General features: G+C 61.0%; 20 protein-coding genes. 6 read left to right on the top strand and 14 right to left on the bottom strand.

Features of this window, described 5'->3' with window-relative positions; genetic code table 11:
• Window positions 1-275: 275 nt before the first annotated feature.
• Complete coding sequence (locus HMPREF2928_RS02780; RefSeq protein ID WP_049349333.1) at window positions 276-1361, bottom strand: 4-hydroxy-3-methylbut-2-enyl diphosphate reductase; 1086 nt, start codon at window positions 1359-1361, stop codon at window positions 276-278.
• Between the two features lie 27 nt (window positions 1362-1388).
• Window positions 1389-2597: a dehydrogenase gene (locus HMPREF2928_RS02775; RefSeq protein WP_070687312.1), complete on the bottom strand. Its 1209-nt coding sequence runs from the start codon at window positions 2595-2597 to the stop codon at window positions 1389-1391.
• A gap of 155 nt (window positions 2598-2752) precedes the next feature.
• On the opposite strand from HMPREF2928_RS02775, the gene xseA reads away from it, so the two are divergent.
• Window positions 2753-4054 carry an exodeoxyribonuclease VII large subunit gene (xseA, locus tag HMPREF2928_RS02770; protein ID WP_070687311.1) on the top strand — a complete coding sequence of 434 codons (1302 nt, stop codon included), beginning with the start codon at window positions 2753-2755 and terminating at the stop codon, window positions 4052-4054.
• A gap of 66 nt (window positions 4055-4120) precedes the next feature.
• On the top strand, window positions 4121-4381 hold the full coding sequence (locus HMPREF2928_RS02765; RefSeq protein ID WP_070687310.1) for an exodeoxyribonuclease VII small subunit: 261 nt from the start codon (window positions 4121-4123) through the stop codon (window positions 4379-4381).
• Between the two features lie 122 nt (window positions 4382-4503).
• On the opposite strand, the gene HMPREF2928_RS02760 is transcribed toward HMPREF2928_RS02765, so the two are convergent.
• The 7 genes from HMPREF2928_RS02760 to galU form a co-directional block, all read right to left on the bottom strand.
• Window positions 4504-5727: a pyridoxal phosphate-dependent aminotransferase gene (locus HMPREF2928_RS02760; RefSeq protein WP_005508453.1), complete on the bottom strand. Its 1224-nt coding sequence runs from the start codon at window positions 5725-5727 to the stop codon at window positions 4504-4506.
• Between the two features lie 6 nt (window positions 5728-5733).
• Window positions 5734-6906 carry a glycine betaine ABC transporter substrate-binding protein gene (locus HMPREF2928_RS02755; protein ID WP_070687309.1) on the bottom strand — a complete coding sequence of 391 codons (1173 nt, stop codon included), beginning with the start codon at window positions 6904-6906 and terminating at the stop codon, window positions 5734-5736.
• Window positions 6906-7415, bottom strand: a complete 510-nt coding sequence (locus tag HMPREF2928_RS02750) for an NUDIX domain-containing protein (protein WP_005508451.1) — start codon at window positions 7413-7415, stop codon at window positions 6906-6908. Before HMPREF2928_RS02750 ends, HMPREF2928_RS02755 begins: the two co-directional genes overlap by 1 nt.
• Window positions 7416-7441: 26 nt before the next feature.
• Window positions 7442-8644 carry a LysR substrate-binding domain-containing protein gene (locus HMPREF2928_RS02745; protein WP_070687308.1) on the bottom strand — a complete coding sequence of 401 codons (1203 nt, stop codon included), beginning with the start codon at window positions 8642-8644 and terminating at the stop codon, window positions 7442-7444.
• Between the two features lie 110 nt (window positions 8645-8754).
• Window positions 8755-9255: a DedA family protein gene (locus HMPREF2928_RS02740; RefSeq protein ID WP_070687307.1), complete on the bottom strand. Its 501-nt coding sequence runs from the start codon at window positions 9253-9255 to the stop codon at window positions 8755-8757.
• A gap of 423 nt (window positions 9256-9678) precedes the next feature.
• The gene (locus HMPREF2928_RS02735; RefSeq protein ID WP_070687306.1) at window positions 9679-11262 is read right to left on the bottom strand and encodes a hypothetical protein; all 1584 of its coding nucleotides are present in this window, start codon (window positions 11260-11262) and stop codon (window positions 9679-9681) included.
• Window positions 11263-11569: 307 nt separating this feature from the next.
• Window positions 11570-12478, bottom strand: a complete 909-nt coding sequence (gene galU, locus HMPREF2928_RS02730) for a UTP--glucose-1-phosphate uridylyltransferase GalU (RefSeq protein WP_070642885.1) — start codon at window positions 12476-12478, stop codon at window positions 11570-11572.
• Window positions 12479-12830: 352 nt separating this feature from the next.
• Here galU and HMPREF2928_RS02725 point away from each other — a divergent pair, with 352 nt between their 5' ends.
• Together HMPREF2928_RS02725 and HMPREF2928_RS02720 are read left to right on the top strand one after the other, a co-directional pair.
• On the top strand, window positions 12831-13490 hold the full coding sequence (locus tag HMPREF2928_RS02725; RefSeq protein WP_246823545.1) for a 5-formyltetrahydrofolate cyclo-ligase: 660 nt from the start codon (window positions 12831-12833) through the stop codon (window positions 13488-13490).
• Between the two features lie 240 nt (window positions 13491-13730).
• Window positions 13731-13916 carry an FmdB family zinc ribbon protein gene (locus HMPREF2928_RS02720; protein ID WP_005505091.1) on the top strand — a complete coding sequence of 62 codons (186 nt, stop codon included), beginning with the start codon at window positions 13731-13733 and terminating at the stop codon, window positions 13914-13916.
• A gap of 90 nt (window positions 13917-14006) precedes the next feature.
• Here the strand turns inward: HMPREF2928_RS02720 and HMPREF2928_RS02715 are convergent, their stop codons facing one another.
• From HMPREF2928_RS02715 to HMPREF2928_RS02695, 5 genes are all read right to left on the bottom strand, one after another.
• On the bottom strand, window positions 14007-14309 hold the full coding sequence (locus HMPREF2928_RS02715; RefSeq protein WP_141754939.1) for a hypothetical protein: 303 nt from the start codon (window positions 14307-14309) through the stop codon (window positions 14007-14009).
• Window positions 14302-18303, bottom strand: coding sequence for a DEAD/DEAH box helicase (locus tag HMPREF2928_RS02710; RefSeq protein ID WP_070687303.1), 4002 nt, complete (start codon window positions 18301-18303; stop codon window positions 14302-14304). Before HMPREF2928_RS02710 ends, HMPREF2928_RS02715 begins: the two co-directional genes overlap by 8 nt.
• Before the next feature lie 131 nt (window positions 18304-18434).
• On the bottom strand, window positions 18435-18893 hold the full coding sequence (locus HMPREF2928_RS02705) for a hypothetical protein (RefSeq protein ID WP_049346409.1): 459 nt from the start codon (window positions 18891-18893) through the stop codon (window positions 18435-18437).
• An 87-nt stretch (window positions 18894-18980) separates the two neighbouring features.
• The gene (locus tag HMPREF2928_RS02700) at window positions 18981-19781 is read right to left on the bottom strand and encodes a MurR/RpiR family transcriptional regulator (RefSeq protein ID WP_256370599.1); all 801 of its coding nucleotides are present in this window, start codon (window positions 19779-19781) and stop codon (window positions 18981-18983) included.
• 263 nt (window positions 19782-20044) lie between these two features.
• Window positions 20045-21682, bottom strand: coding sequence for an alpha-glucoside-specific PTS transporter subunit IIBC (locus HMPREF2928_RS02695; protein WP_070687302.1), 1638 nt, complete (start codon window positions 21680-21682; stop codon window positions 20045-20047).
• A gap of 417 nt (window positions 21683-22099) precedes the next feature.
• On the opposite strand from HMPREF2928_RS02695, the gene HMPREF2928_RS02690 reads away from it, so the two are divergent.
• Together HMPREF2928_RS02690 and HMPREF2928_RS02685 are read left to right on the top strand one after the other, a co-directional pair.
• Window positions 22100-22978, top strand: a complete 879-nt coding sequence (locus tag HMPREF2928_RS02690; protein WP_070593713.1) for an endonuclease/exonuclease/phosphatase family protein — start codon at window positions 22100-22102, stop codon at window positions 22976-22978.
• Between the two features lie 73 nt (window positions 22979-23051).
• On the top strand, window positions 23052-24212 hold a 1161-nt coding region (locus HMPREF2928_RS02685), incomplete at its 3' end, for an alpha-glucosidase (protein WP_141754943.1).

The raw sequence follows: 24212 nt of genomic DNA, 5'->3' as shown, positions 1-24212 counted from the left end.
CGAGCGGAAACCGGCGCGTACCGCCATCCCAAGCCGTGCATCCCAATGCATCCTCAGGCACGAAAAACCCCGCGTAGCGAGACCACGAAGCAGCGGAGGCGGTCACGCGGAGCGGGGGCTCCGTCCTCAAGGCGCCCAGCGCCGCAGAGGGGGCACTCCCCCGCGAGCGGAAACCGGCGCGTACCGCCATCCCTACCCATGCATCCTCAAGCACGAAAAACCCCGTGTCTTCTCCCCACACGGGGAAAAGGACACGGGGTCATCAGCTAAAAGGCTTAGCGAGTGGGCTTAGCGCCGCGGCCACCGAGCTGGCGGCCTACGTTCTCGTCATTCTTCAGGGCGGAACGCAGTTCCTTCGGCAGGGAGAAGAGAATATCTTCCTTCGCGGTCTCGACCTCTTCGATGGTGCTGTAGCCGTACTCGGCGAGCAGAGCCAGCACCTCCTGAACCAGAACCTCGGGTACGGACGCGCCGGAGGTCAGGCCCACGGTTGCCACACCTTCGAACCAGGATTCGTCGACCTGATGTGCGAAGTCCACACGCTCGGCACGCTTAGCGCCGTATTCGAGGGCTACTTCCTTCAGGCGCACGGAGTTCGAGGAGTTCGCCGAACCCACCACGATGACCAGGTCTGCGCGCGGAGCGATTTCCTTGATAGCGCCCTGGCGGTTGGAGGTTGCGTAGCAGATGTCGTCCGAGGGCGGATCCTGCAGGGACGGGAAACGCTCACGCAGACGCGCCACGGTTTCCAGGGTCTCGTCCACGGACAAGGTGGTCTGAGAAATCCACACAACCTTCTCGGGGTCGCGGACCGTTACCTGATCCACTTCCTCGGGCGAGTTCACGATCTGGATGTGCTCGGGCGCCTCACCGGCGGTACCTTCGACCTCTTCGTGGCCGGTGTGACCGATGAGCAGGATGTCGTAGTCCTGCTTGGCGAAGCGCACAGCCTCGCGGTGCACCTTGTTCACCAGCGGGCAGGTCGCGTCAATGGTGTTCAGGGAGCGGTCGCCGGCTGCGGAAACCACCGCCGGGGACACGCCGTGCGCCGAGAACACGGTCACGGAACCTTCGGGAACTTCGTCCACTTCATCAACGAAGATAGCGCCCTGCTTCTCCAGGGTCTCCACCACGTGGCGGTTGTGCACAATCTGCTTGCGCACGTAGACGGGCGCGCCGTAGTGCTCCAGCGCCTTCTCAACAGCAATCACGGCACGGTCAACGCCCGCGCAGTAACCGCGCGGGGTGGCGAGCAGGACTTTCTTCTCACCGGTGACGGGTGCGGCGGCTTCAACGTCGGCGCGGCTGCGGCGCTCGCGGGGTACGGGCGGCAGGCCCAGGGCAATAGTTTCAGTGGACATGGTTACTATCCTACGTTGTTCGGACTTTTAGTGTGTGATGACTGTGGCACCGCTCGCAGGGCTACGTCCCAGGGCGATGAGGCGAATCAGAATACCGAGCAGCAGGGCGAGGATCGCCATGACCAGCCCGTAGCTTGCCGCCGCCTGCAAGTGCCCGGTCAGTGACGGTGCAAGCTGGTTCCATGCCCCGGTAATCAGCGCCGTTCCGGCGGTGCTGTGGCTGGTAATTCCCAAGGTTTCAGGGCTTTGGCCGCCAAACCAGGCTGCCGCGCCCCATCCCAGCAGGGCGTAGAGCAGAGCCGTGACCACCGGTACCAGGATGCGGTGCCTGGGTGCCAGCAACGTAGCCAGCAGCAGGCTCAGCACCGAGATGATGGTCAGCGGCACGGTGGATTTGCCCAGCGCGGCGGCACGGTTAATGCCGGCGTGCAGGTACCATTCCTGCTGCTCCTGCTGGTTGTTGCCGTCCTTTACCCGGTCAATGTTGAGGGTTTCAGGGCCGAGCTTCGTCAGGTCCGGATCGAAGGAGCCGATAGAGCCGACCTTCGCATCCAGCGCACGGTAGAAGGGGGTGAGCACAATGACGGCGGGGCCGTCCTGGTGTTCGAGGTTGTAGCGGCGAGTTTCCTCGGCTATTTCCTTCCAGAGGCTTCGATATTCTTCAGTTTTTGACAGCTCAGCCGCGGATCGGTTGAGCAAGGAACGTATGCCGTCTTGTGTCGGCTTTACAAGAATGGAGTATAAGCCGCTTTGTTTGGTGCCGTCGAGGAAGGTTGTCATAGCTTCGGAGTTCATGAGATCTTCAACCGCACCGTCCGCGATGCGTGAGGCGAGCTGCGAATCTTCCGCCAGGTTGGAGGAAATCTGCGAGAAACCGCGCTCTGACATAAGCTTGGAGTTCACCCAGGCACCCGTGGTTGCACCCAGAGCGGTCACCAGGGCCAGGGCGCACAGCACAACGGTCAGGAACCTCCGCAAACCTGCCGCGAAGGGAGGCTCGGGGGCGGCCTGTAGCTCAGCCTTGGTGGGGGCTGTCCCGTGGCCGAGCGTGCGCGTGGGTTGTAGCAGAGTGGTGTCTTCATCCGCCGTATAGTAGCCGTCCGTGCGGGTAATCCGAGTATCGACGACTCGGGTCGCGTCCGCCGGGTAGTTTTGCGCGCCAGTACCCGCCGCTGACGAAGCCGCGGCGGTGTTGAGGGCGTTGTTCTGATGTGCTGACTGATCGGGTGAGCGCATGAGCCTAGGGTACCCGCTCACAGTGTTCAAAGCCGATTCAGACCCGCAGAATGCGCCAGAAGCTAAGTTCTGCCTGCACTGCGTGCAAGCTACCCGAGTCGCCAGGCCGACCTGTAAGCAGACGCATAACCGACCAATCAGGGACAATAGAAGGTATGAACTTCTACAACCCCTCCGCAGTGCAACCGGCACCCGCACTGGTGGTGCCGCCCGTGCACGAGCGGCAGCTTCCCGGGAAGTCTCAGGAAACCACCGCCACCAACCCCTGGCCCCTCGCCCTGCTCGCGCAGAACCTCAAAAACTATGTAGACAAGGTTCCCGAGCTCTGGGTGGAGGCGCAGGTCGCCTCCCTCAACGGCCGCGGCGGCAACGTCTTCATGGAGCTCAAAGACCTCAACGAAGACTTCTCCTTCACCCTCGCGCTCTTCGGGCGTGCCGGTAGCGGCCTGGCGGCCGATGTGACCGTAGGCGCTCGCATCGTCACCCGCGCCAAGCCGAGCCTGTGGAAGAACGGCAAGCTCTCCCTCATCGGCAAGGAAGTGTACGCGGTCGGCACCGGTAACCTGCACGAGCAGTTGCAGCGTCTGCGTGAAGCTCTCGCCGCTGAGGGGCTGTTCTCTGACGCGAGGAAGAAGCCGCTACCCATGCTGCCGAATCGCGTGGGTCTGATTACCGGTCGCGATTCTGACGCGGAGAAGGACGTTATCCGCAACGCCTCCCTGCGCTGGCCCGGCGTGGTCTTCGAGGTGCGCAATACCCGCGTTCAGGGTGAGGGTGCGGCGGCTGAGGTCATTGCGGCTCTCGCCGAGCTGGACGCCCACCCGGAGGTGGACGTCATCGTCATCGCCCGAGGCGGCGGCTCCTTCGAAGACCTGCTGCCTTTCTCCGAGGAGGCGCTTATCCGCGCCGTCGCGGCGGCCACCACCCCGGTGGTCTCGGCAATCGGTCACGAGGCGGACTCCCCCATCCTCGATGCGGTCGCCGACCTGCGCGCCTCCACCCCCACCGATGCGGGTAAGCGCATTGTGCCCGATATTTCGGAGGAAACCGCCCGCATCACCGAGGCGCGCGCCCGCCTGGACCGTGCGGTGCTCGGCTACGTGGGCATGCAGATGAACTACATTGCCCAGTTGCGCAGCCGCCCGGTGCTCACCCACCCGGAGTCCTCCCTGCTCATGCGTGTGGAGGAGCTGAGCCAGCTGCGCGAGCGCGCTCACCGTTCGGTGCAGCACCGTCTGGAGCGTGAGTCGGCGACTCTGTCGCACACGTTGGCGCGGGTGCGGTCGCTCTCGCCGGTGCAGACGCTCAACCGCGGCTACTCCATCGTTCAGGATGCTGCGGGCGCTATTGTGCGTGACGCTTCGGCGCTGAGTGCGGGCGAGCAGATTACGGTGCGCGCGGCAACCGGGCAGGCGCAGGCGACCGTGACTTCTACGGATCCCTCAAACATCTCCTAAACCTCGATACCCCTAAGTTTTACCCCTACGTTTTACCCCTAGTTTTTACCTCTGAAAGGTTCCTCAATGAGTGAGAATATTAGCTTCAACAGCGCCGAACTGGGCGCACCCGTCGAAACCCTCGGCTACGAGCAGGCGCGTGCCGAGCTGGAGCAGGTCGTACGCCAGCTGGAGTCCGGCGCCAGCGACCTGGAGACCTCCATCGCCCTGTGGGAGCGTGGCGAAGCGCTTGCCGCCCGCTGCGAGGCGTGGCTGCAGGGCGCGCAGGAGCGCCTGAACGCGGCACGCGGCGCACAGCAGGGCGGTCAGGAGAGCTCGGCAAACTAAAGCCATTTCCAGCACCCGCTCTGGCACATCCGCCAGCTGTCAAATAAAAATAGCCTGCCCCGCAGCTCATCAGAACTGCGGGGCAGGCTATTTCTATCTGTCACAAGGCAGAGACAGCAGGGCTAGTGCTTCTGCTTGTAGTCAGCCATGAAGTTACCCAGGCGCTCCAGGGCGCTGGTGAGGGTCTGCGTATCGGGTAGGAACACCAGACGGAAGTGGTCCGGGTCCTTCCAGTTGAACGCGCGGCCGTGGCTGAAGAGAATCTTCTGGCTCTTCAGCAGATCCAGGGCGAACTGCTCGTCGTCGGTAATGTCGAAGCGCTCAACATCAATCTTCGGGAACAGGTAGAGCGCGCCGTCCGCGCTGGTGCAGCTGATGCCGTCAATCTCGTTGAGCATCTTGTGCGCCAGGGTGCGCTGCTCGTACAGGCGGCCGCCGGGAACAATCAGCTCGTTAATGGACTGGTAGCCGCCGAGCGCGGTCTGGATGGCGTGCTGTGCCGGAACGTTGGCGCACAGGCGCATGGAGGCGAGCAGGTGAATGCCTTCCAGGTAGCTGGAAGCGTCCTTCTTCGGGCCGGTGATAGCGACCCAACCCGCACGGTAACCGCAGACGCGGTACGCCTTGGACAGGCCGGAGAAGGTCAGGCAGAGCACGTCGTCGCCGGTGAGGGTCGCCATGTTGATGGCCTCTGCGCCATCGTAGGTAATCTTTTCGTAAATCTCATCAGAGAACACGACCAGACCGTGTTCGCGTGCCACATCCACAATCTGCTTAAGCACGGAACGCGGGTAGACGGCACCGGTGGGGTTGTTCGGGTTAATAACCACGATGCCCTTGGTGCGCTCGGTAATCTTCGACTTAATGTCTTCGATGTCCGGGTACCAGTTGTTTTCCTCATCGCAGAGGTAGTGCACGGGCTTGCCGCCGACCAGCGCGGTGGCTGCGGTCCACAGCGGGTAGTCGGGCATGGGGACCAGGATTTCGTCGCCGGTCTCGCACAGTGCCTGCAGGGTCATCGGGATCAGCTCAGACACACCGTTACCCAAGTAGATAGATTCGGTGTCGAGGTTCATGATGCCGCGGTTCTGGTAGTGGTGCACAATGGCGGTACGTGCCGAGTAGAGGCCGCGGGAGTCAGAGTAGCCCTGAGTTTCGGGCAGGTGACGAATGATATCCATCATGATGGCATCCGGCGCCTCAAAGCCGAAGGGCGCGGGGTTACCAATGTTCAGCTTGAGGATGCGGTGGCCCATCGCTTCCATGCGATTGGCCTCATCCAGAATGGGGCCGCGGATGTCGTACAGGACGTTGCTCAACTTTGAGGACTGACGGTACTTCGTCATGATGATTTACTTTCTAGGGTGATCCAAAATGAATTGTGCTGCGTCGTCATCTGCGATGGGGTTGGAACCGCTAGTCAGACGTAGCAGGAACGAGAGGTTACCCGTGTCTAATGTAGATGATACGCGGTTAATTGCCGTCCGGGCGCTATCTGGCAGGGTACGGCGGATAATGGGCACCAGTTGCTGCTGCAAAAGTGCCGTTGACGGGTCTTCCAGGGTGACCAGGCGGTTCTCTTCAATCGCCGAGTCGCTGCTGTGCAGCAGGGTCACCTGCACGGTGTCGGAGGTCAGGGCTTTAACTCGCTCGGCGGGGTTGTCCTGAATCTTCGGGTCGTGCACACGGTAGCGGTAGAGGCTACGCAAAGAATCCACGCCGTAGGTGCCACTGGAGTACCCGGTCGGAATGGAGAACGCCAGAGAAGACTGCACCTCACGCAGGTTCGCGAGGGAGTTGAGCTTGTGGCGGGCACTCACGGCGCGGGTGGTGACCAGTACATCCTTATTGGTGGCGTGGGCACCGTTGAGGAGCATGAGCTCTTCGGGCAGGATGCGCGAGATGGCGTTGGTCATGTCGGTGGTGCTCATGGCGCGCAGGTTGATGGGGTCTGCGGAGCGGGTGGAGCTTGCGGTAGCGTCCGTAGCATGCGCGGAGGCGGTGCTCTCCTCCGCGGTGGGGGTAGCTGCCGGGGGCAGGGTCACGCCTGCCGCTTGAGCGGAGGCACTCACGGAGGCGGCGATGCGTTCGTTCTGCGCGGCGGCGGGGCTGATTTTGCCGTCGTCGGTCAGGTAGAGCAGTAGGTCGCCGCTGTAGTCGATGACCAGGTCCAACGATTCAAGAGCGGCGGCAGTGGCGCTGCCGGTTTCCTCGTCGTCGGGCAGAGTTGCGGTAGGGGTGGCGGAGTTAGCCGAAGGAACCATGAGCCCACGCAGGGCGGCGGCGCGGCTGTTGTCGGTGTCGACAAGTTCAACGGAGTAGCCAACCTGGCGCAGGGCACGCGCGTACACGTGGGCTACGGCGCGCATCTCACGCAGGGCACCGTAGCCGATACGCAGAGTACCGTAGCTGGATGCGGAAGGATCCACCTGCGGGGTTGCGTCATTATTCCCGCAAGCGGCGAGCAGCGGCACGAGCGCCAGGGAGGTGAGCGCCGCACGGCGGGTGAGGGTCAGTCGGTTCATTAGGGAAGCTTCCGTGCGTTTTCGTCGGCAAGAAATTCGCGGTATTCGCGTGCCCAACTGGCGGCGTTGGAGTAGCCCATCATGGAGGCTACCTCGTCGATGAGGGTGCCGTAGCGGATGGTGTCCAGCTCAGCGATGGGTACCCAGCGTGCCGTGTCGGAGGATCCGTTGATTTCGTGGCGCAGTTCGCCGGTGACAATGTGGGCACGGAAAACCACCCGCAGGGCGCAGAAGGGTAGCGCTTGCGGATCTTTCTGGGTGGAGCGCACGGGGAAGTGTCCGGCGTGCACGCCCAGAATGTCTTCAATGGCGACGCTGTAACCAGTCTCTTCGAGGGTCTCTCGCAGCGCGGTTTCATCGGCCTGTTCGCCGGGTTCCATGCCGCCGCCTGGCAGGGACCAGAGGGGGCTGAGCGCGCGGTCTTCGGGCACCCAGCGGGTCATGAGCAGCTTGCCCTGCTCAATGATCACTGCGTAGGCTGCGGGTCGGGTTTCCATTGCTAATGCCATGGTTTGATTTTACCGTCTATCGTTCGTTAGCGTTTCTTGCCGCGGCGTGCGCTGGCGGCTTTGGCGGACTGTCGAGCGTGCTGGCGCGCGTTGCCGTTTTTCTTGGCGTTGGCACGCTTTTTATCGCGTGCTTCGCGGCGGGCATTGGCGGCTCGTGCCTTCGCTTTTTCCTTTGCCTTTTCAGCGGCGATACGTTCGGCGCGTGCCTGTCGGGTTTCGCTACCGCGCTCACTGGTTGCGGTGCGGCCACGCACAATACCGATGAAGTCCTGCAGGAGCGCTTCGAGCTCTTCGCTGCGCGGCTCGCCCTTGGGGGCACGCGGCCACACCAGGTGCACCGGGTAGAGGTCCAGGCCCGCAACGGGGCGATAGGTGAGGTCCTTGCGGTGGTAGAAACGCGCAATGGACATGGGCACAATGTACAGACCCACACCGGCGGCAACCAGCTCGATGGTTTCCTTATCGGTCAGGCCCTCGGGCACGATGCGCCCGGCGTTCTCACGCCATGCGCGGGAGACTTCCTCATAGGCGGGAATATCGGAGGCGGGCTGCAGCAGGAACTCTTCAGCAAGCTCCTCCACGGGCACCTCATCAAGCACGGTGAGCACATGGTCCACCGGCAGAATGACCACGGGCAGCTCCTCGTAGAGGCGGATGCTATGGTACTTCTCGCCGTCGGTGCTTGCCGGTTCACGGTCGGGGCGCACAATGCTCATGTGCGCGAAGGGGTTCTCGGGCACAGCCTTACGCGTGATGGGTGCGTGCTCGGTAGCCTCAGCGCTAACCTCGACGGGCGTCTCGGAGACAGCGGCACCCTCTTCTGCGGATCCAGCAGCGGGGTTAGCGGCGGGATCAATCAGGCACAGGTCCTGATGCAGAGAGTCCAGGCCACGCGCCTCACGCACGGGCACCTCCGCCAGCTGCACGCGGTCACCGAAACGCTCATGCCAGCGGTTGAACCACTTACCGGGCATGATTGCCGGCACGTAGCTAACACGCAGCACGGAGCGCTGCAGCACGGGCACGGGCAGAGCCTCCGGGGTCTGGATCATTGCCAGCTGCTCGGGATGCAGGTACACGCGGGTGGGGGCCTCGGTGGGCGCTTCGGTTTCTACCTGGTCGGTAGCATTTTCGGGCGCGCTGAACTCGGGGTCGATTGCGGTGAGGGCAGGGGCGTTGACGGGCTGCTCTTCGGGGGTGCCTGCGGTGGAGGATGCGGATGAACTCATCCCTCCACGCTAGCACATCTTGGGCGGGGGCATTGGGGTCAAATGAGTGGGGTCAGGTGAGCCGCCTCAACCCTGCGAGATAGTGCACCTATCCCCCGCTGAAGGTAGGACTAGTTCTCGGCGATGTTATCCGCAGTGTTCTCAACGGTTTCGCGATTAATGCGGCGTTCGCGCAGCTGAGCCACAATGACCATCACCGTAATAACAATGGCAAGGGCGAGGGGGAACATCCACGGCTCCAGGCCGAGGGCCGCAAGAATTGCGAAGCCGATCGTGGTGTAAATACACGCCCACATGAAGGTTCCAACCAGCATCGCGGGAACCCAGCGGCGTAGAGGCATTTTCGTGAAACCGGTCGTGATGATGACCGCGGTTTGCAGACCCACGGTGAGAAAGCAGAGGGGCACAGCAATTACGCCCCATCGGTTGATGAAGGTGCGTGCTTTGCGATAGAGAGGGCTGTCCATTGCTTTGCGGATGCGGTCGAGGCGGGCGCCGCCTTCAGCAGCGAGCGTGCCAAGAGCGTACACGATGCTGGTGCGGACGATGCCAACCACCCACATGAAAGCTAGGGCAACCTCAATCGGGAGTGCGTCAAACCAATCTTTCACCCGGCTATTCTCTCATGAGTGGGCGATATTGACCTGATTGAAGGTTCTTTGAGGCTTCTTATTCGACATATAGAGGTGGCAGAAAAAAATTTTTAAACTTTTTTCGGTCGGGGTTATTGCCCCTTGTCGCCTGCAATGGCGCGGATTTCACTTAGGTAAACCTTAGTTTATTGACAGGGTGTCGCTATTTTCAGCTTGTCACCCGCACGGGAATTAGGATATATTTTTATTACCGAATAGGGCAGGCCTTGTGGGAAGGCCTTCCTAATCGGTCTAGAAGACTTTCTTCCTGTGTGTGATGCTAGAAAAGGAACCCCATGGACGGGGTTCCTTTTCTTTTTAACTTCTTCCCAATCATCCCCAGGCATACAAAAACCCCGACAGCACGAGCTGTCGGGGTTTTATGCGTGTCTGGAGCAAAATCTACTTCTTACCCTGGTTCTTGTCCTGGCGGTGCAGTGCACTCAGCGGCTTAGGTAGCTGAACCGGGTTCCAGGTGTTACTAACCGCCTCAAAGGAGGAGCCAGCACCGGGGTGGCGGTTCGTCGAACGAACACCGCCGGTCGCAGTAGCACCGGTCGAAAGAGCCGGGTCGTTCAGCGAGGCGATATCCAGCGCATCGAACTCGGAATCATCCAGGACATCCGGCAGAGGAATCTCTTCGGGAACCGGCTGAGCGGGAGCCTGAGTAGCAGGTGCCGCAGGCGCCTGGCGGACGGGCGAACCGTCGCGCAGAGCCTGGCGAGCCACCGGCTGATCCGGGTGAATTGCTGGCTGCTGAGCAGGAGCTACTACCGGCTGTGCAGGTGCCTGAGCGGGAGCTTGCTGAGCCTGAGCAGGCTGAGGCGCTACCGGCTGGGCAGCAGGTACCGGCTGAGCGGGAACCGCAGGTGCCTGAGCGGGCTGCACAGGCTGAGACTGAGCCACCTGAGGCTGACCCGCGGTACGAGGTGCAGCAGAGGAAGCAGCGGAGCCGCTCTCCTGATCGAAGAGCACGCTACCGCGGCGAATCGGCTGGAAACGGCTCGGACGCTGCTGGCGGTGCTCAGTACGATGAGCCGCGGACGGTTCGGTAGAACGAGTAGGTACGGAACGGGCAACACGAGAAGGAGCCTCATCGGGAGCCTCATCGGAGGATTCCACCGCGATGTGCGCGCGGCTCGGGCGTGCCGCCTCACGGTTCACACCGCCAGCAGATTTGCGGGTAGCGGCCTCACGGACAGCGGGGCGAGCCTGAGGCTCAGGCTCTTCCGCAGCTTCAGCTACAGGAGCTTCAGCTTCCAAATCTTCTACCGGCTCGGAAGCGCCATCGTAAGCTTTTTCAACATCAGATTCTTCGTCCTCAGATTCGCTCTCAAATGCTTCTTCTGCCTCAGCCTTGGCTCGGCGCTCATCGCGGTTCGCCTTGACCTGGGTCTCAAGAGACTCCAGCAGACCGAAGCGACTGACAGCCCACGTGCCACCGGCAAGAATCAGGAAGAGAACAGCCCAACCCCACGCCAGCACACCAAAGAGCGCCAACAGGCCGGTGACCAGGGCAAGAACACCCAGACCAGCTGCAACCAGCAGGGCAATACCGCTCGGGCTCGAAGTATCAAAGTAGGACAGAGGCGAGGGCTTTGCGTCCTCCACGACCGGAATCTCATCCGTGTACGGGGCAGTCGGGGAAGATTCGCGAATCTGCGAAATAGAAGCCGTATCGGGCGCAGGCTGGGCGGAGTCCTCCACCGTGTGGGAGGAACGGGAAGAAGCCTGCGGAAGAGCGGAAGAGGGCAGGGAGGTACCCGGCGCCACCGCATGATCGGAGGACTGGTACGCCTCCGACTCATTCAGCAGCACACCCGCGGAGGCGAGAATATCCTCTGCAGTACGCTCAGCGCTAATCAGGGGACGCTCGGGTTCCATGGCAGGACCAGCGGGCGCGCGACGCAGGCTCCTGGGCACAAACCACAGCAGCAAAATCACGGTCAGAATTACCAACACACCCGAGGTGTTCAACAGCGTCATATCAGGTCGCCCTCTATCGTCCCTTTATCCCTAGACTTTAATCATACCCTTATATTCCCGATGCTTTCCATAAGTGGCAAGAATCGGGCTGGATATGCACATATACCCCGGAAGGAATATGCACCCAATGATGCTTGTGCATGTTCGCCACAGGACCATTACTAAGCCTTCACTCAGCAATACCCCACGTACAGCGCAGAGGAAGGCGCCCTCCCATGGGGGCTAAAACGCCCCACCGGAAAGAACGCCTTCCTCAGCGTGGTTGGTATTTATCGGTTGCCCTCATCAGAGAGCGGATGCAGAGTAATTAGCAGTTCTCTGCAACAAAGTCCTTCAGCCATGCGCGCAGGTCGTCACCGAACTCGGGACGCTCAGCAGCAAGAATAACGTTTGCCTTCAGGTAAGACAGCTTGTCACCGGTGTCGAAACGGCGGCCGGAGAAGACCACACCGTAGACGCCTTCGCCTTCACCCTCGCCCTGAGCCAGGGTCTGCAGAGCGTCGGTCAGCTGAATCTCGCCGCCGCGGCCCGGAGCGGTGTTCTCCAGAACCTCGAAGACCTTCGAGCTCAGAACGTAACGGCCAATCACAGCGTAGTTCGAGGGAGCCTCATCAGCAGCAGGCTTCTCAACCAGGCCGGTGATCTTCACGAAACCGTCTTCGCCCTCAACAGCCTCAATAGCAGCTGCGCCGTAAGCGGAAATAGCCTCGCGAGGAACCTCCATCAGGGCAACGACGGAGCCGCCGGTGCGCTCCTGAACCTCCACCATGCGGGAGAGCAGGTCTTCCTTCTCGTCAATCAGGTCATCGCCGAGCAGAACAGCGAATGCCTCGTCACCAACGTGGCGCTTTGCGCGCAGAACAGCGTGCCCCAGGCCCTTGGGGTCACCCTGACGCACGTAGTGCAGGTCGCCACCGAGCTCATTGGTCTCAACAACAGATGCCAGCAGGGCGTCCTTACCCTGCTCAGCGAGCTGCTGCTCCAGAACGGGAACGCGGTCGAAGTGATCCTCGAGAGCGCGCTTGTTACGGCCGGTAATCATCAGAACGTCGTTCAGACCGGCACGAATTGCTTCCTCCACCACGTACTGAATCGCGGGGCGATCGACGACGGGGAGCATTTCCTTGGGGGTTGCCTTCGTTGCGGGCAGGAATCGGGTGCCCAGACCAGCAGCAGGAATAACTGCCTTAGTAACAGACTTAATTTCAGTAGCCATGCCACAAGAATACCCTAAGTTGTAAAGTACTCAATGCGATTTATCGACACTATGACATGAAAAAATCTTCAACGTGACTAACTACATATCGGTGAAGGCACATTCTTCGGGCTGTAGAGAAAATACCTTCTTCAGAACCCAATGCTATTTTCTGTAATCTCTATACTAAAAAGTAGAATCTACAGCCCAACAGAGTAGGTTGCTTTTTTGCCATCTACCAGAACGTTTTCACCCTGCCTCGAAACGCCCCTCAGCGCGGAGGCATCATGGCCCAAACCAGCCAATCTAGCCCATAGAACCGCTCTCCCCCGCCCCACATAAGACCTCACCCGCAAAGACGATGGGACACACCATGCACCTCAACACCACCCCCGCCACCAGCAACTCCGACGCCGGTGCCAGCGCAGACGATATCTCCCTGGATAAAGACATTCTCCGCTCCCAGATCCGCCCGCGCCGCCTCACCGCGCGCAGCCACCGCGGCGAACGCGGTCAGCAGCAGATGCAGGAGCTCTTCACCGCCCACATCCTCGAGGCGGTCGCGCAGCGGCTCCACTCCCCCGGCACCATTGCGGCGTACCTGCCCACCAAGTCCGAGCCGCCCATCATCGAAGCACTAACCCGCCTGCACAAGGACGGACACCGCATCCTCGTGCCCGTCGTACGCCCCGGTCGCAAACTCGCCTGGGTGCACTGGGATCCTGCCGTCGAGCATCCGCTCAGCCCCATGGGCATCCCGGAACCCGAAGGCGAAGAACAGGACGAACGCGCCTTCGTCGACGCCGACCTGCGCCTCATCCCCGCACTCGCCTTTGATGCCGGCGGGCACCGCCTCGGTCAGGGAGGCGGCTACTACGACCGCATTATTCCCCTGCTCAGCGCACAACAGCTGGAGGAGCAGAGCATCGGTATCGTCTTCAGCGACGAAATCTACGAGGCTGTCCCCTACGACCAGTGGGATGCTATTCTGCCGGTCATCCTCACCGAGCAGGGTATCTACCGCACCCGTTAGCAGGTCTAAAAGTACCCGATTCTCTCGTGCCCGTTTCACTCCTGATTGACACCCCGCATCTTTCTGCAAAAGCACAAAGATATTCGGGACACACCCACAAAATCACTCAGGAAAAAGGCAAAAAGAAACCAGAAATAGCTTTTTGAGAAGAAAACGCAAATAGCTCCCAACGTTTCAAAAGCGGTACACTCAAACCACGTTAATAAACCATCCCAGCGAAAACGGATACAGAAGGACAAAATGCCGGTCTACGTTTACCAGTGCAAGAATTGCAACCACGTCTTTGAACAGCGCCAGTCCTTTAGCGACGATGCGCTGCGCGTCTGCCCGCAGTGCGGCGAAGAAACCCTGCGCAAGCGCTACAACACCGTCGGCGTGACCTTCAAGGGTTCCGGCTTCTACAGCACCGACAAGGGCAACTCCTAAACGGGGTTCCACACCAGCCAAAACAAGGGGCGGGGCAACACAGGTTGCCCCGCCCCTCGGCGTTTAAGAAGCACTCCCGGCAGGAAGACGCTACACGATATTGTTACCCCAGTGCGGAGGGCGCTGCTGACGCATCCACTCCAGACGCTCACGCTCCTCCGGGGTTAGAGGCTGCGTGGAAGTAGCCGCTTTCTGAGAACTCGCCTTCTGGGAGTTCTGTTGCTGAGCGCCGGTTTTCTTCGCGGAAGCCCCCGCAGCAGACGAGGTGCCCGAACCCGCAGTCGGAGGCGTCGTCACGCCCACCAGCAGAGGCTCAGCCCCGCTCACCGAGCCTCCGCCGCTCACACGGCGGTGACCGCGGCGAGGCTTCGGCGTCGACGAATAGCTAGCCACGAACCTCAGCGCTCTCATCCATATCCAGGTAGTGCAGCACGCGCGCCACCACAGCGTCCGGATCGGCGAACACCTCCAGGGTGCCCAGCGTAATGTAGTTCCAGCCCGTGCGGCTCAGACGCTCCGGCAGTAGACGGGTACGCTCACGCACCGAAGCACGCGCGTAATTCTGCTCGCCATCAGAGCACGCCACCAGCGGCATAGCCGCCGGAGCACTCGGCTGCGAAGACACCACGGGAGCCACACCCAGCGCGGGCACCGGCTCAGCAGCCAGCTTCTCCGGGGCGTGCGCAATCAGAGCGATATCACCCTCACCGCGGCTCACACGCACACCGCAAGCCTGCAGGCGCGCCACCAAATCGTTCAGCAGCCAGTCACCCAAATCCGGGGTGTCTGCGTCGTCGGCAGCCAAGAATGCGTTACGCGGCAGAGTTTCCGGCACGCGCTGTGCCTTCGCTTCCACCTCTTCACGCGCCTGACGTTCCGCGTGTTCACGCAGCAGGTGGTAGAAATCTACCGCGCCATGATGCAGCTTCTGCGGGTCCAGCTCGGAGGGGTCAATACACGAGACAATGCGCAGGGCACGGCGTGCACGAGTCAACGCCACCACAAAGCCCTGGCGGCCATGCTCAGCAGACAGCTGACCCAAATCGTACGACGCCTGACCCAGTCGGGCACGGCCCACACCCAGAGAGAAAATCACGGTGTCGCGCTCGAGGGTCTCAGCGCGGGTCAGGTCGACCACGCGGAAAGACTCCTCACCAGCGGCGAAGAACGGCGCCAGTTGCGGGTACAGGCTCAGGGCGTGACGCACCGACTCAGCCACACGCTGAGCGTGCTTCGGGCTTGCCGTCACCACCGCCAGCGAACGATCCGGGGTACGGTACGCGTGCTCAAGCACCAGGTTTGTCACGCGCTCCACCTCAACACCGGGCGAATCCAGGTTCGCGTTATCGCTGACCTTACCGCGAGTATCAATGTACTCAACGGTCAGCGAACCGGCAGGCTGAGAGGAGGCGCGGCTCACCGGAGCCGCATGTAGCTGCGAACCGTAGAACTCACGGTTCAGGTAGTCCAGAATCACCGGGTCCATGCTGCGGTGTAGCATCGCCAAGGTGCGGTTGGGCAGTACGGTAGCGAGCACATCGAAGGTGCTGTCCAGCTGCTCGTCGGTCGGCTCGGGCGCACCGAAAGTCGGCGCGGACACGATGAACGGCGAGGGGTAACCCGAATGCGGGTCGCCCAGGGCAATCACCTGGTCGGCGCGGGTAATCGCCGGCAGGTTCGCCGCCAGCGGGGTCGATTCGGAGTCCAGCAACAGCACCGTATCAAAACGCATGGAGGCGGGAACCTTACGCGCCAGGGCGAACGGGCTCGCAGTCCACAGCGGCAACAGGGTACGCGCCATGACCGGGGCGTGAGTCAACAGCTCCTCGAGCACGAACTCGTAGCCGCGTAGCTGACTCTTCAGGTACGCCGCCTGGTCGTGCTCAGACTCAATACGTTCAGTCCACACGCGCGCAATCTTCGCCAGCAGACGCGCCGGGGCGCTGGTCATGTGGGCGTAGTCGGCGCGACGGAAACGGGACTCCGTATCGCGCAGACGGTCGCCGTCCAGCAGCTTACCTTCGTGATGCTGCAGCAAGAATTCCAGGGCAGACTGCCACCAGGCAAGCTCCAGCTCAGCGGAAACAACCTCGATCGGAACCTGACGTGCGTACAGGTCATCGAGCAGCTCCGACAGGCCGCGCTCACGCAGCTTCTGGGTCAGAGCATCACGCTCAGGCAGGGTCATCAGCAGCACGCGGTCCGCCATGAGGGCGTCCAGGCGCGCATCCAGCGCGTCCAGGTCGGTGCGCACAAAGTCGGTGCCCTCAACGGTGTCAGCCAGGACAATACCCAGGCCCGCCAGCTCAGAAACCAGGGAGTTCAGGGCGGCAGCCAGCTGATCCAGGTTCTCCGGGATCTGCGGGGTGCGGGGCGCCTCAATGTGGCGAATCCACTCGGCACGCTCCGCCTGAACCACCTTCAGCTGCTCGTGCAGGTCACCAATATTCACGCCGGGCAGGATGTACTCCTTCGCCGCGCGGCGCAGGCGGGAACGCTGCATGCTGCTCATCTCGATGCCGTTCTCACGACGCCACGCGCCCGAAGCAGTCGCCGCAATCAGGTCGGTCACTGGACGGTCGTAGACGTCTGCGCGGAAACGCTTGAGTGTCTCACGGATGCGCATCAGAATCGCCAGCTGCGACTCCCACTCGGCGATGGTGCGGCCGCGGCGCAGACCCAGCATGGCGCTGGTGCGGTTCATCGCCTCGCGCAGGTTCAGCAGGGAGGACTTGAGGGTAATGACCAGGGCGTACGCCTCGGCGGCTTCCTCATCATTGACCAGGCGGGCACGGTACCACGGGGAGGTACGCGAAGCCGCCGCAAAACCGTCAATCTCGCCCAGGCGCACCAGCTCGGCGCGCACCTGCTCACGCTCCATGAGCGCATCAAGCATGGGGCGGTCAAAACGCACACGGGTTGCCGGGCCGTCCTCGGAGGCGGTCAGCTCAGCCAAACGCTGCAGCGCCGAGTAGACAGAAATCTGCCAGTTCGCATCCTTGTTCAGCAGGGCACGAGTGTGGTCGAGCAGCGCGGCACGGGTCGCCACGAGCTCTTCGTTCAGGTCCTCAGAGTTCGGCTCTTCCGCGCCCTCATTGCGCACAATCGCGCGAATGAACTCGGCGCGCTGAGCCTCAGCGTCATGCTCGGCAAGCAGGTCGTAGCGCAGGCTCTCAATGCCGGTGCGCTTGAGCAGCGCCGAGAATTCAGCCAGGGTAGAGCGCTTCTCGCCCACCACGAGCACGGACTTACCGCGACCCATCAGGGCGGAAGCAATGTTCACGGCGGTACGCAGCGGCTCGGTGCCGGGCGCCGCGGTAATCGTGAAGGAGAAACCGCTGACCGCGGTGTCGATAATCTCCTGGGCGTTCGCATCAGCGTCCAGCAGGAGCATTTCCTCTGCCGGGTCGCGCTGATCCAGAGGCTGCTGCAGATTGTGTGCGTTGAGCTCACGCGGCTTCACGCCGGGAACCTTCAACGCCGCCAGGTCACGAACCAGCGGGGTGATGGCGGTGTGCGGCAGCTCGCCCAGGCTTTCCTTCAGGTCAGCGAAGGTGGAGATGAAATACTTCGACTCGATGGTCATGCCGGGAATACGACCGGCGGAGGCACGCATACGCTCAATGACCGGCTCGGGATCCAGACGGGACATGGAGTTCGCCAGCTGCGCCACGTCCATGGTGCCCAGGTCGATGCCGTACTCCTGCTTGATCTGGCGGACCATCGCCGGGTTCAGGCGCGCGGAACCGGCGAGGCGCAGCTCGAAGTCGTCGTCCTTCGGGTGCGGGGTGATGCTCAGCGGCGCCATGAGAATCGGCGCGATGAAGCGCTTCTCGTAGGCGGCGGCATCCTCGCGGGTGTCGTGCGACAGCCAGGAGGCGGTACCCGCCACGAAGTAGCCGGAGTCCAGGCCGTGGTCGGTGGCAAGCTCGTAAATCTTGGTGCGCAGGGTGCGTGCGGAGCGCATGCCCGCCTCCAGCTGCGACTTGTCGCGCAGGATCGTGGAGAGGCGGGTCTTGCGTCCGGCGAGCAACTGCGCCAGACCGGAGGGGTTCGCCTCGGACAGGTCGATGTGCACGTAGTCGACCTGGTTGAAGTCGAGCATCGCGTCGGGGCCGGTGTAGACGTCCATCTGTTCTGCCCAGCGCTCAAGCCCCGCCGAGGGGTCAAAGTCCTCGTGGGCGGGGTTCAGATGTGCGGGCAGCTCGGCGATGTTGATTTCGTCGGCTACTTCGTGGGTTTCCTCTGCTGAGGTCGCGGCCGCTGCGGCGGGCTGAGCGGTATCAGCCGGGGTGCCGGGTGCGTGCTGCGCGTCGGTAGGCTCGGGAATCTGGTTCACGTCGTGAGTGTCCTTGTGGGTCAGTGCGGTGTACGTTTGCGCGTACACACCGAAGATGGTGGTTCTTCCGGGGTCCTCTGCCCGGTGTGCCTCATGCTGTGCTTCAAGCGGAGCGGGTGTCAGCGTGCGCCTGCTGCGTGCTGAGTGTACCCGCGTGCTTGCTGTCTGTTCCTACGCGCTTACTTCGACCACATTGCGATGTTGGCGGCGAGCAACACTACGGTCACCAGTACGTAGAAGACCATGGCGGGCAGAAGCGCCCAACGGTACTTGGGCGCCAGTTCGCCTTCTAGGTTGCCGAAGCGCAGGGAGCGGAAGAGGAAGAAGCTCAGAATCGCGCCGGGTAGGTTACCGATAATGACCAGCAGAATGGTCAGGTACAGGGCGTAGGCTCGTTCGGTGCGTTCGTTCTCCGCGCCTGCGAACTTGAGGGTGCCACCCAGCAGCAGGCTGAGGCAGGCGTTCAGGAACGCCACGGTGAAGAAGGGAATCTTCAGGGCTGCCTGGAAATCCATCTGGGAGTTCGCTGCGCCCAGAGCAATCCACAGCAGCAGCAGCGCGGGGATGATCATGAGGTACCAGAACAGGTACTTACGCATCTTCTCGGTGTTTTCGATGAGCGCGAAAATTGCGGTCACTGGGTGTCTCTTTCAGGTGATCTCAGGTGGATTCGGTCGGATTCAGGAGGAGTGAGTGAAGGGGCAGGTGGGCACAGTATTGCCTTGTCAGGCGTCGATTTCGCCCCCATTGTTGAGAGCGTCATCCACCTGGTCCTGCAGGGACTCGCGGCGCTCATGTTCAACGTGTTCAATATAGCGGCGCACGATGTAGTCCAGCAGTACCGACAGCGCAACGAAGGAGTAGTAGGGCTTGCGCTGGGTGCTGATCTGGGTGGGGGTGGTCTGGTAGTGCAGGGAGTACTCGGCGTGTGAAGACATGTAGTTCACACCAATGGCGGTCACCGCAATCATGGGGATGCGGCGCAGCGCCAGCATCTTAATGTGTTCGCGCATGTTCTCGGTCTGACCTGAAAAGGACACAATAATGACCACATCGTCCTGGGTCATATTGTTCATGGCGCTTTCGAACTCATTGCGCGCCGGGATGACCTGGCAGAACTTACCGCACACCTGCATGGACTTGGTAAATTCCTGCACGGCGTTGCGCTGCGCGTAGCCGGTACCGAAGCAGTACACGGTGCGAGCCTCATGGATGCGCTTGAGCAGTCCGCTCAGTTCCATGTGCTCGAGGTAGTCGTAGGTGCGCTGAATATCTTCGCGACCGCTCTCAATGAACCGCGGGTTGAAAGGTTCGCTGCGGTTCAGAGAGGACTTAATGAAGTACTTCAACTCGGCAAATCCGGAGAAGTTCAGCTTCTTCGTCAGGCGGATAATTGAGCTGGTCGAAGTATAGGTTTTATGTGCCAGAGAGTTGATCGTTGACTCTGCAACGAACTCTTCGTTTTCTAGCATGAATGCCAAAATTTCCCGTTCAGTTTCACTGAATCGGTGCTGGTTCGCATTCACGACGTCTTGTAAATCCACTCAAAGCTCCTGAATCCGATGGTGAGCAATATATAAATAGTACACGCTCTAGAGTCATCGGCCAGGGTGGGTGAGGACGGTCATCTCTCACTTTGAGTGTGTATGCCAGCAGATTTGAGCTGGGTATGCGCCTGGTACGTGTCCGGGTACAGCTTCGCCGGCGGCATCGGTGTTATCCGATACCGCCGGCGAAGTCTATCCCTTATGAGGCGTCATACCGTCAGACGGTTGAAAGCTGATTCCTCTTAGGAGAGGGTCTTAGCTTCGTTCACCATGGTCTCGAAACGCTCGCGAACCTGGGGAACGTCCATGCCGACGATGACCTGGAATGCCTTGCCCTTGCGGACCAGACCCAGAGCGCCTGCATTCTTGAAGTCTGCATCCGAGGTGCTGACGAGGGACTCATCAGCAACGGAGACACGCAGGCGGGTTGCGCAGTTGTTCACGGTGGTGATGTTCTCTGCGCCACCAAGCAGTTCGAGGAAGCCTGCTGCGCGGGGTGCGTAGAGGTCGCCGTCAGCTGCGGGAGCTGCTGCGCCGCCGTCCTTCTCAGCAGCCTTAGCAGCCTTGTACTCTGCCTTGCTGTAGAGCTTGGTCTCGCCGCCGTCTTCTTCACGACCGGGGGTCTTGAAGTCGAACTTCAGAATCATGAAGCGGAAGACCAGGAAGTAGATAACGGTGAAGCACAGGCCCACACCGATCTGCATGAGGTAGGTGCCGGAGTGGTTTGCCCACAGCGGGATCCAGTTCTGGAACAGGAAGTCGAGCAGACCGCCACCCATGTAACCAACCAGACCCAGCTGGTACATGATTGCAGCCATGGTTGCTGCCAGGATTGCGTGGACCAGGAACAGCGGGGGTGCAAGGAACAGGAAGGTGAACTCGAGGGGCTCGGTGATACCGATCAGGATCGCGGTGAGGCAGACGGGAATCATCAGAGCGAGAACTTCCTTGCGCTTCTCGGGACGAGCAGTGGTGTAGAACGCCGCTGCGATACCGATGGGTGCAAAGACCTTGGAGTTACCGTGCAGTGCGAAGCCGCCGCCGGGGAACAGTTCCTTCAGGGGCTTGTCGCTCTTTGCGAACTCGGTCAGGTGGGTCGGCCAGTCCTTAGCAATACCGTTCGGGGTAACAACATTACCGAAGACGAACGGGGAGTAGATGAAGTGGTGCAGACCGGTCGGAATCAGGAAGCGCTCGAGGAAGGTGTAAACCCACACGCCGAGTGCGCCGGATGCGATGAAGAAGCCCTGCAGGGAGGAGATGCCGTGCTGAGCGTAGGGCCACAGCCAGGAGAACAGGAATGCCACGGGCATCATCAGGAAGAAGCAGACGCCGTAGACGTACTGGGAACCCTGGAAGATACCGAGGAAGTCGGGCAGCTTCTTGTCGAACCAGCGGTTGTGTGCCCACACCACGATTGCGGAGATGATGATGGCACCGAAGATACCGGTGTCCATGGTCTTGATACCGGCAATCATCTTCAGACCGGTACCTGCCGCGCTCTTAGAGATGTCGGTGGTGTAGTCCAGGTCGAAGAAACCGGTGCCGCCCTTGCCCCATACCTTGAGCATGGTGCCGACGAAGTAGTTGAAGGTCAGGTAGACCATTGCAGCTTCCATCACTGCACGTGCGTTAGCGGTCTTTGCCAGTGCAATGGGCAGACCGATCACGAAGAGCAGTTCCATCTGGTTGAAGACGGTCCATGCGCCGGACTCCCAAACAGACCAGAAGTGGTTCCACGCGCTTTCCTTATCAGCTGCGAGGGGGATCAGGTCGCCGTTCTGTGCAATGATCGCAATACCGACCGCGAGGCCAGCGAATGCGAAGAGAAGAACGGGTGCCAGCATGGCAGAGCCGAACCTCTGTACTTTTTCCATCATGAGGCTATACGCCCTTTCGGGTTGTCGAGTGAGCGGACGCAGGTGCCGGCGATCGTTGCCGGTCTGCGGTGGCAACACCGTATCTTTATACCCTCAAACGAAAGTATATGAGACGGGTGCCACATATTCTGCGTGCGCTAAATGCCGAATGTGTTTTAGACAGAACTAATAATGCCAGGTCATACCTACCCGCAGGTACCAAAACTGTGAGTTTTGAAAGAGTTTTTCAGAACCTGAAACATATCCCGGCACTGGTTAAAAATACTTGCTGCAGATGAGACTTTTTCCCTATTACCTAGCGCACAGAATCGATAGCATAAACAGTGCACCCATAGGTCAGAGTGCATAAACACTCACCACCTCAATACGCGGTGCGCATATCATTCTTCAACCTCACACATACCCCGGACTTAATACATGCGCTTCCTCACCCTCAATACGCACAGCTGGTGCGAAATCCACCAGATTGCCAAGATCCGTACCCTCGCCAAGTTCATCATTGAACAGCAGGTGGACGTCGTTGCGTTGCAGGAAGTCAACCAGCTCACCTCCACCCCCGTGGTGAAGGAGCCTCTCAACTACCGCGGCGGCGCAGGCGTGCCGGTCCACGAAGACAACTACGCCCTGCTACTCGTGCAGGCACTCAACGAAATGGGCGCAACCTACGAGTGGACCCTCACCGAAGCCCACATCGGTTGGGACCTCTACGACGAATGCGTAGCAATCCTCTCGCGCCTGCCGATTCGCGGCATCAAGCCCATCGACATGTCCCCCGAGTACGGCTACCACCAGGTACAGCGCCGTGCAGCGCAGGCGGCGCTCATCGAAACTGCGACGGGCACCTTCTGGTGCGCAACCACCCACATGTCCTGGTGGGACTTCGACGGCGAGCCCCTCTTCACGCAGGAATACACCCGCCTCTCACAGGCCCTGGCAGAATGTGCCCTCACCGCACCCGTACTGCTCGGCGGCGACTTTAACTCCGCCGCGCATCTGAGCGATGAAGGCTACGCGCTAGTCACCTCCAGCGGTATGGTTGATACCCGCTCGCTGGCGGAGCACACCGACGGCGAAAACACCGTCCACCGCGAAATCGCCGGCTGGGAAGGTAGCACGGACGCCAAGCGCATTGACTTCGTGTTCGCTGACCGACTGCTTACGGTGAACTCGCACGCGGTAGTCTTCCGCGACAACTCCCCCGAAGCCATCTCCGACCACAGCGGTCTACTCCTGGAAATTGACCCCTCCAGCTGGGCACCCCAGAGCCTCCTGACGCCCCTCACCACCCAGTCCTAAAAGGGCATCAGACTTTAGCCGCCCACAGAGCGGCCCCACACAACACTCATCCATACCAAGGGAAGGAAGAACAATGACGACCCAGACCCAGTGGTGGCAGGAACCGGTGGTCTATCAGATTTACCCCCGCTCCTTCAACGACTCCAACGGCGACGGCATCGGCGATCTGCCCGGCATTACCGAGAAGATTCCGTACCTCGCCAAGCTCGGTATTCAGGTGCTGTGGCTCTCCCCCATCTACGCTTCCCCGAACGATGACAACGGCTACGACATCTCCGACTACCGCGCCATCATGACCGAGTTCGGCACCATGGAAGACTTCGATGAGCTGCTCGAAACCGCGCACAAGCACGGCATCAAGCTCATGATGGACCTGGTCGTCAACCACAGCTCCGACGAGCACGAATGGTTCAAGCAGGCACGCTCCTCCAAGGACAACCCCTACCGCGACTACTACATCTGGCGCGGCCCCAAGGGCTTCGATGAGGATGGCAAGCCGATTCCGCCGAACAACTGGATTTCCTGTTTCAGCCCCTCCGTATGGGAATGGGACGAGGCGACCGGCCAGTTCTACCTGCACTACTTCTCCGTCAAGCAGCCCGACCTGAACTGGGAGAACCCGAAGGTCCGCGAAGAGGTCTACGACATCATGCGCTTCTGGCTGGACAAGGGCGTGGACGGCTTCCGCATGGACGTCATCAACCTGATTTCTAAGGACCTCTCCTTCCCCGAGGATCCGGCAGTCCTCGCTGGCGGCCTCGACAACTCCCTTGCTGTCGCAGCTAACGGCCCGCGCGTGCACGAATTCCTGCAGGAGATGAACCGCGAGGTCTTGAGCAAGTACCCGGTCATGACCGTGGGCGAAACCCCCTGCGTGACCGTGGACGACGCCGCACTCTACACCGGTTTCGACCGCAACGAGCTACAGATGGTGTTCCAGTTCGAGCACATGGACGTAGACGCCTCCGAAGGTGGCGTGACCGGCAAGTGGTCCGACCGCCGCTTCAACCTGGTTGACCTCAAGAAGGTCCTCACCCACTGGCAGGAAGGCCTGCACGGCCGCGGCTGGAACTCCCTGTACTGGAACAACCACGACCAGCCGCGCACCGTCTCCCGCTTCGGTAACGACTCCCCCGAGTACCGCACCGTCAGCGCCAAGATGCTCGGCACCGTGCTGCACCTGATGCAGGGCACCCCCTACATCTACCAGGGTGAAGAGCTGGGCATGACCAAC

It is taken from the genome of Rothia sp. HMSC072B04 (genome assembly GCF_001813725.1).
Classification (GTDB): Bacteria; Actinomycetota; Actinomycetes; order Actinomycetales; family Micrococcaceae; genus Rothia; species Rothia mucilaginosa.
The sequence above is the reverse complement of the archived record's forward strand: the minus strand, read 5'-3'. Positions and strand labels throughout refer to the sequence as shown.

Excerpts from the sequence above, each read along its gene's own strand:
- HMPREF2928_RS02745 (WP_070687308.1), bottom strand. The coding sequence starts at position 8,644 with ATGAGTTCATCCGCATCCTCCACCGCAGGCACCCCCGAAGAGCAGCCC.
- galU (WP_070642885.1), bottom strand. The coding sequence starts at position 12,478 with ATGGCTACTGAAATTAAGTCTGTTACTAAGGCAGTTATTCCTGCTGCT.
- HMPREF2928_RS02690 (WP_070593713.1), top strand. The coding sequence starts at position 22,100 with ATGCGCTTCCTCACCCTCAATACGCACAGCTGGTGCGAAATCCACCAG.
- HMPREF2928_RS02735 (WP_070687306.1), bottom strand. The coding sequence starts at position 11,262 with ATGACGCTGTTGAACACCTCGGGTGTGTTGGTAATTCTGACCGTGATT.
- xseA (WP_070687311.1), top strand. The coding sequence starts at position 2,753 with ATGAACTTCTACAACCCCTCCGCAGTGCAACCGGCACCCGCACTGGTG.
- HMPREF2928_RS02780 (WP_049349333.1), bottom strand. The coding sequence starts at position 1,361 with ATGTCCACTGAAACTATTGCCCTGGGCCTGCCGCCCGTACCCCGCGAG.
- HMPREF2928_RS02695 (WP_070687302.1), bottom strand. The coding sequence starts at position 21,682 with ATGATGGAAAAAGTACAGAGGTTCGGCTCTGCCATGCTGGCACCCGTT.
- HMPREF2928_RS02725 (WP_246823545.1), top strand. The coding sequence starts at position 12,831 with ATGCACCTCAACACCACCCCCGCCACCAGCAACTCCGACGCCGGTGCC.
- HMPREF2928_RS02720 (WP_005505091.1), top strand. The coding sequence starts at position 13,731 with ATGCCGGTCTACGTTTACCAGTGCAAGAATTGCAACCACGTCTTTGAA.
- HMPREF2928_RS02775 (WP_070687312.1), bottom strand. The coding sequence starts at position 2,597 with ATGCGCTCACCCGATCAGTCAGCACATCAGAACAACGCCCTCAACACC.
- HMPREF2928_RS02765 (WP_070687310.1), top strand. The coding sequence starts at position 4,121 with ATGAGTGAGAATATTAGCTTCAACAGCGCCGAACTGGGCGCACCCGTC.
- HMPREF2928_RS02755 (WP_070687309.1), bottom strand. The coding sequence starts at position 6,906 with ATGAACCGACTGACCCTCACCCGCCGTGCGGCGCTCACCTCCCTGGCG.
- HMPREF2928_RS02760 (WP_005508453.1), bottom strand. The coding sequence starts at position 5,727 with ATGACGAAGTACCGTCAGTCCTCAAAGTTGAGCAACGTCCTGTACGAC.
- HMPREF2928_RS02750 (WP_005508451.1), bottom strand. The coding sequence starts at position 7,415 with ATGGCATTAGCAATGGAAACCCGACCCGCAGCCTACGCAGTGATCATT.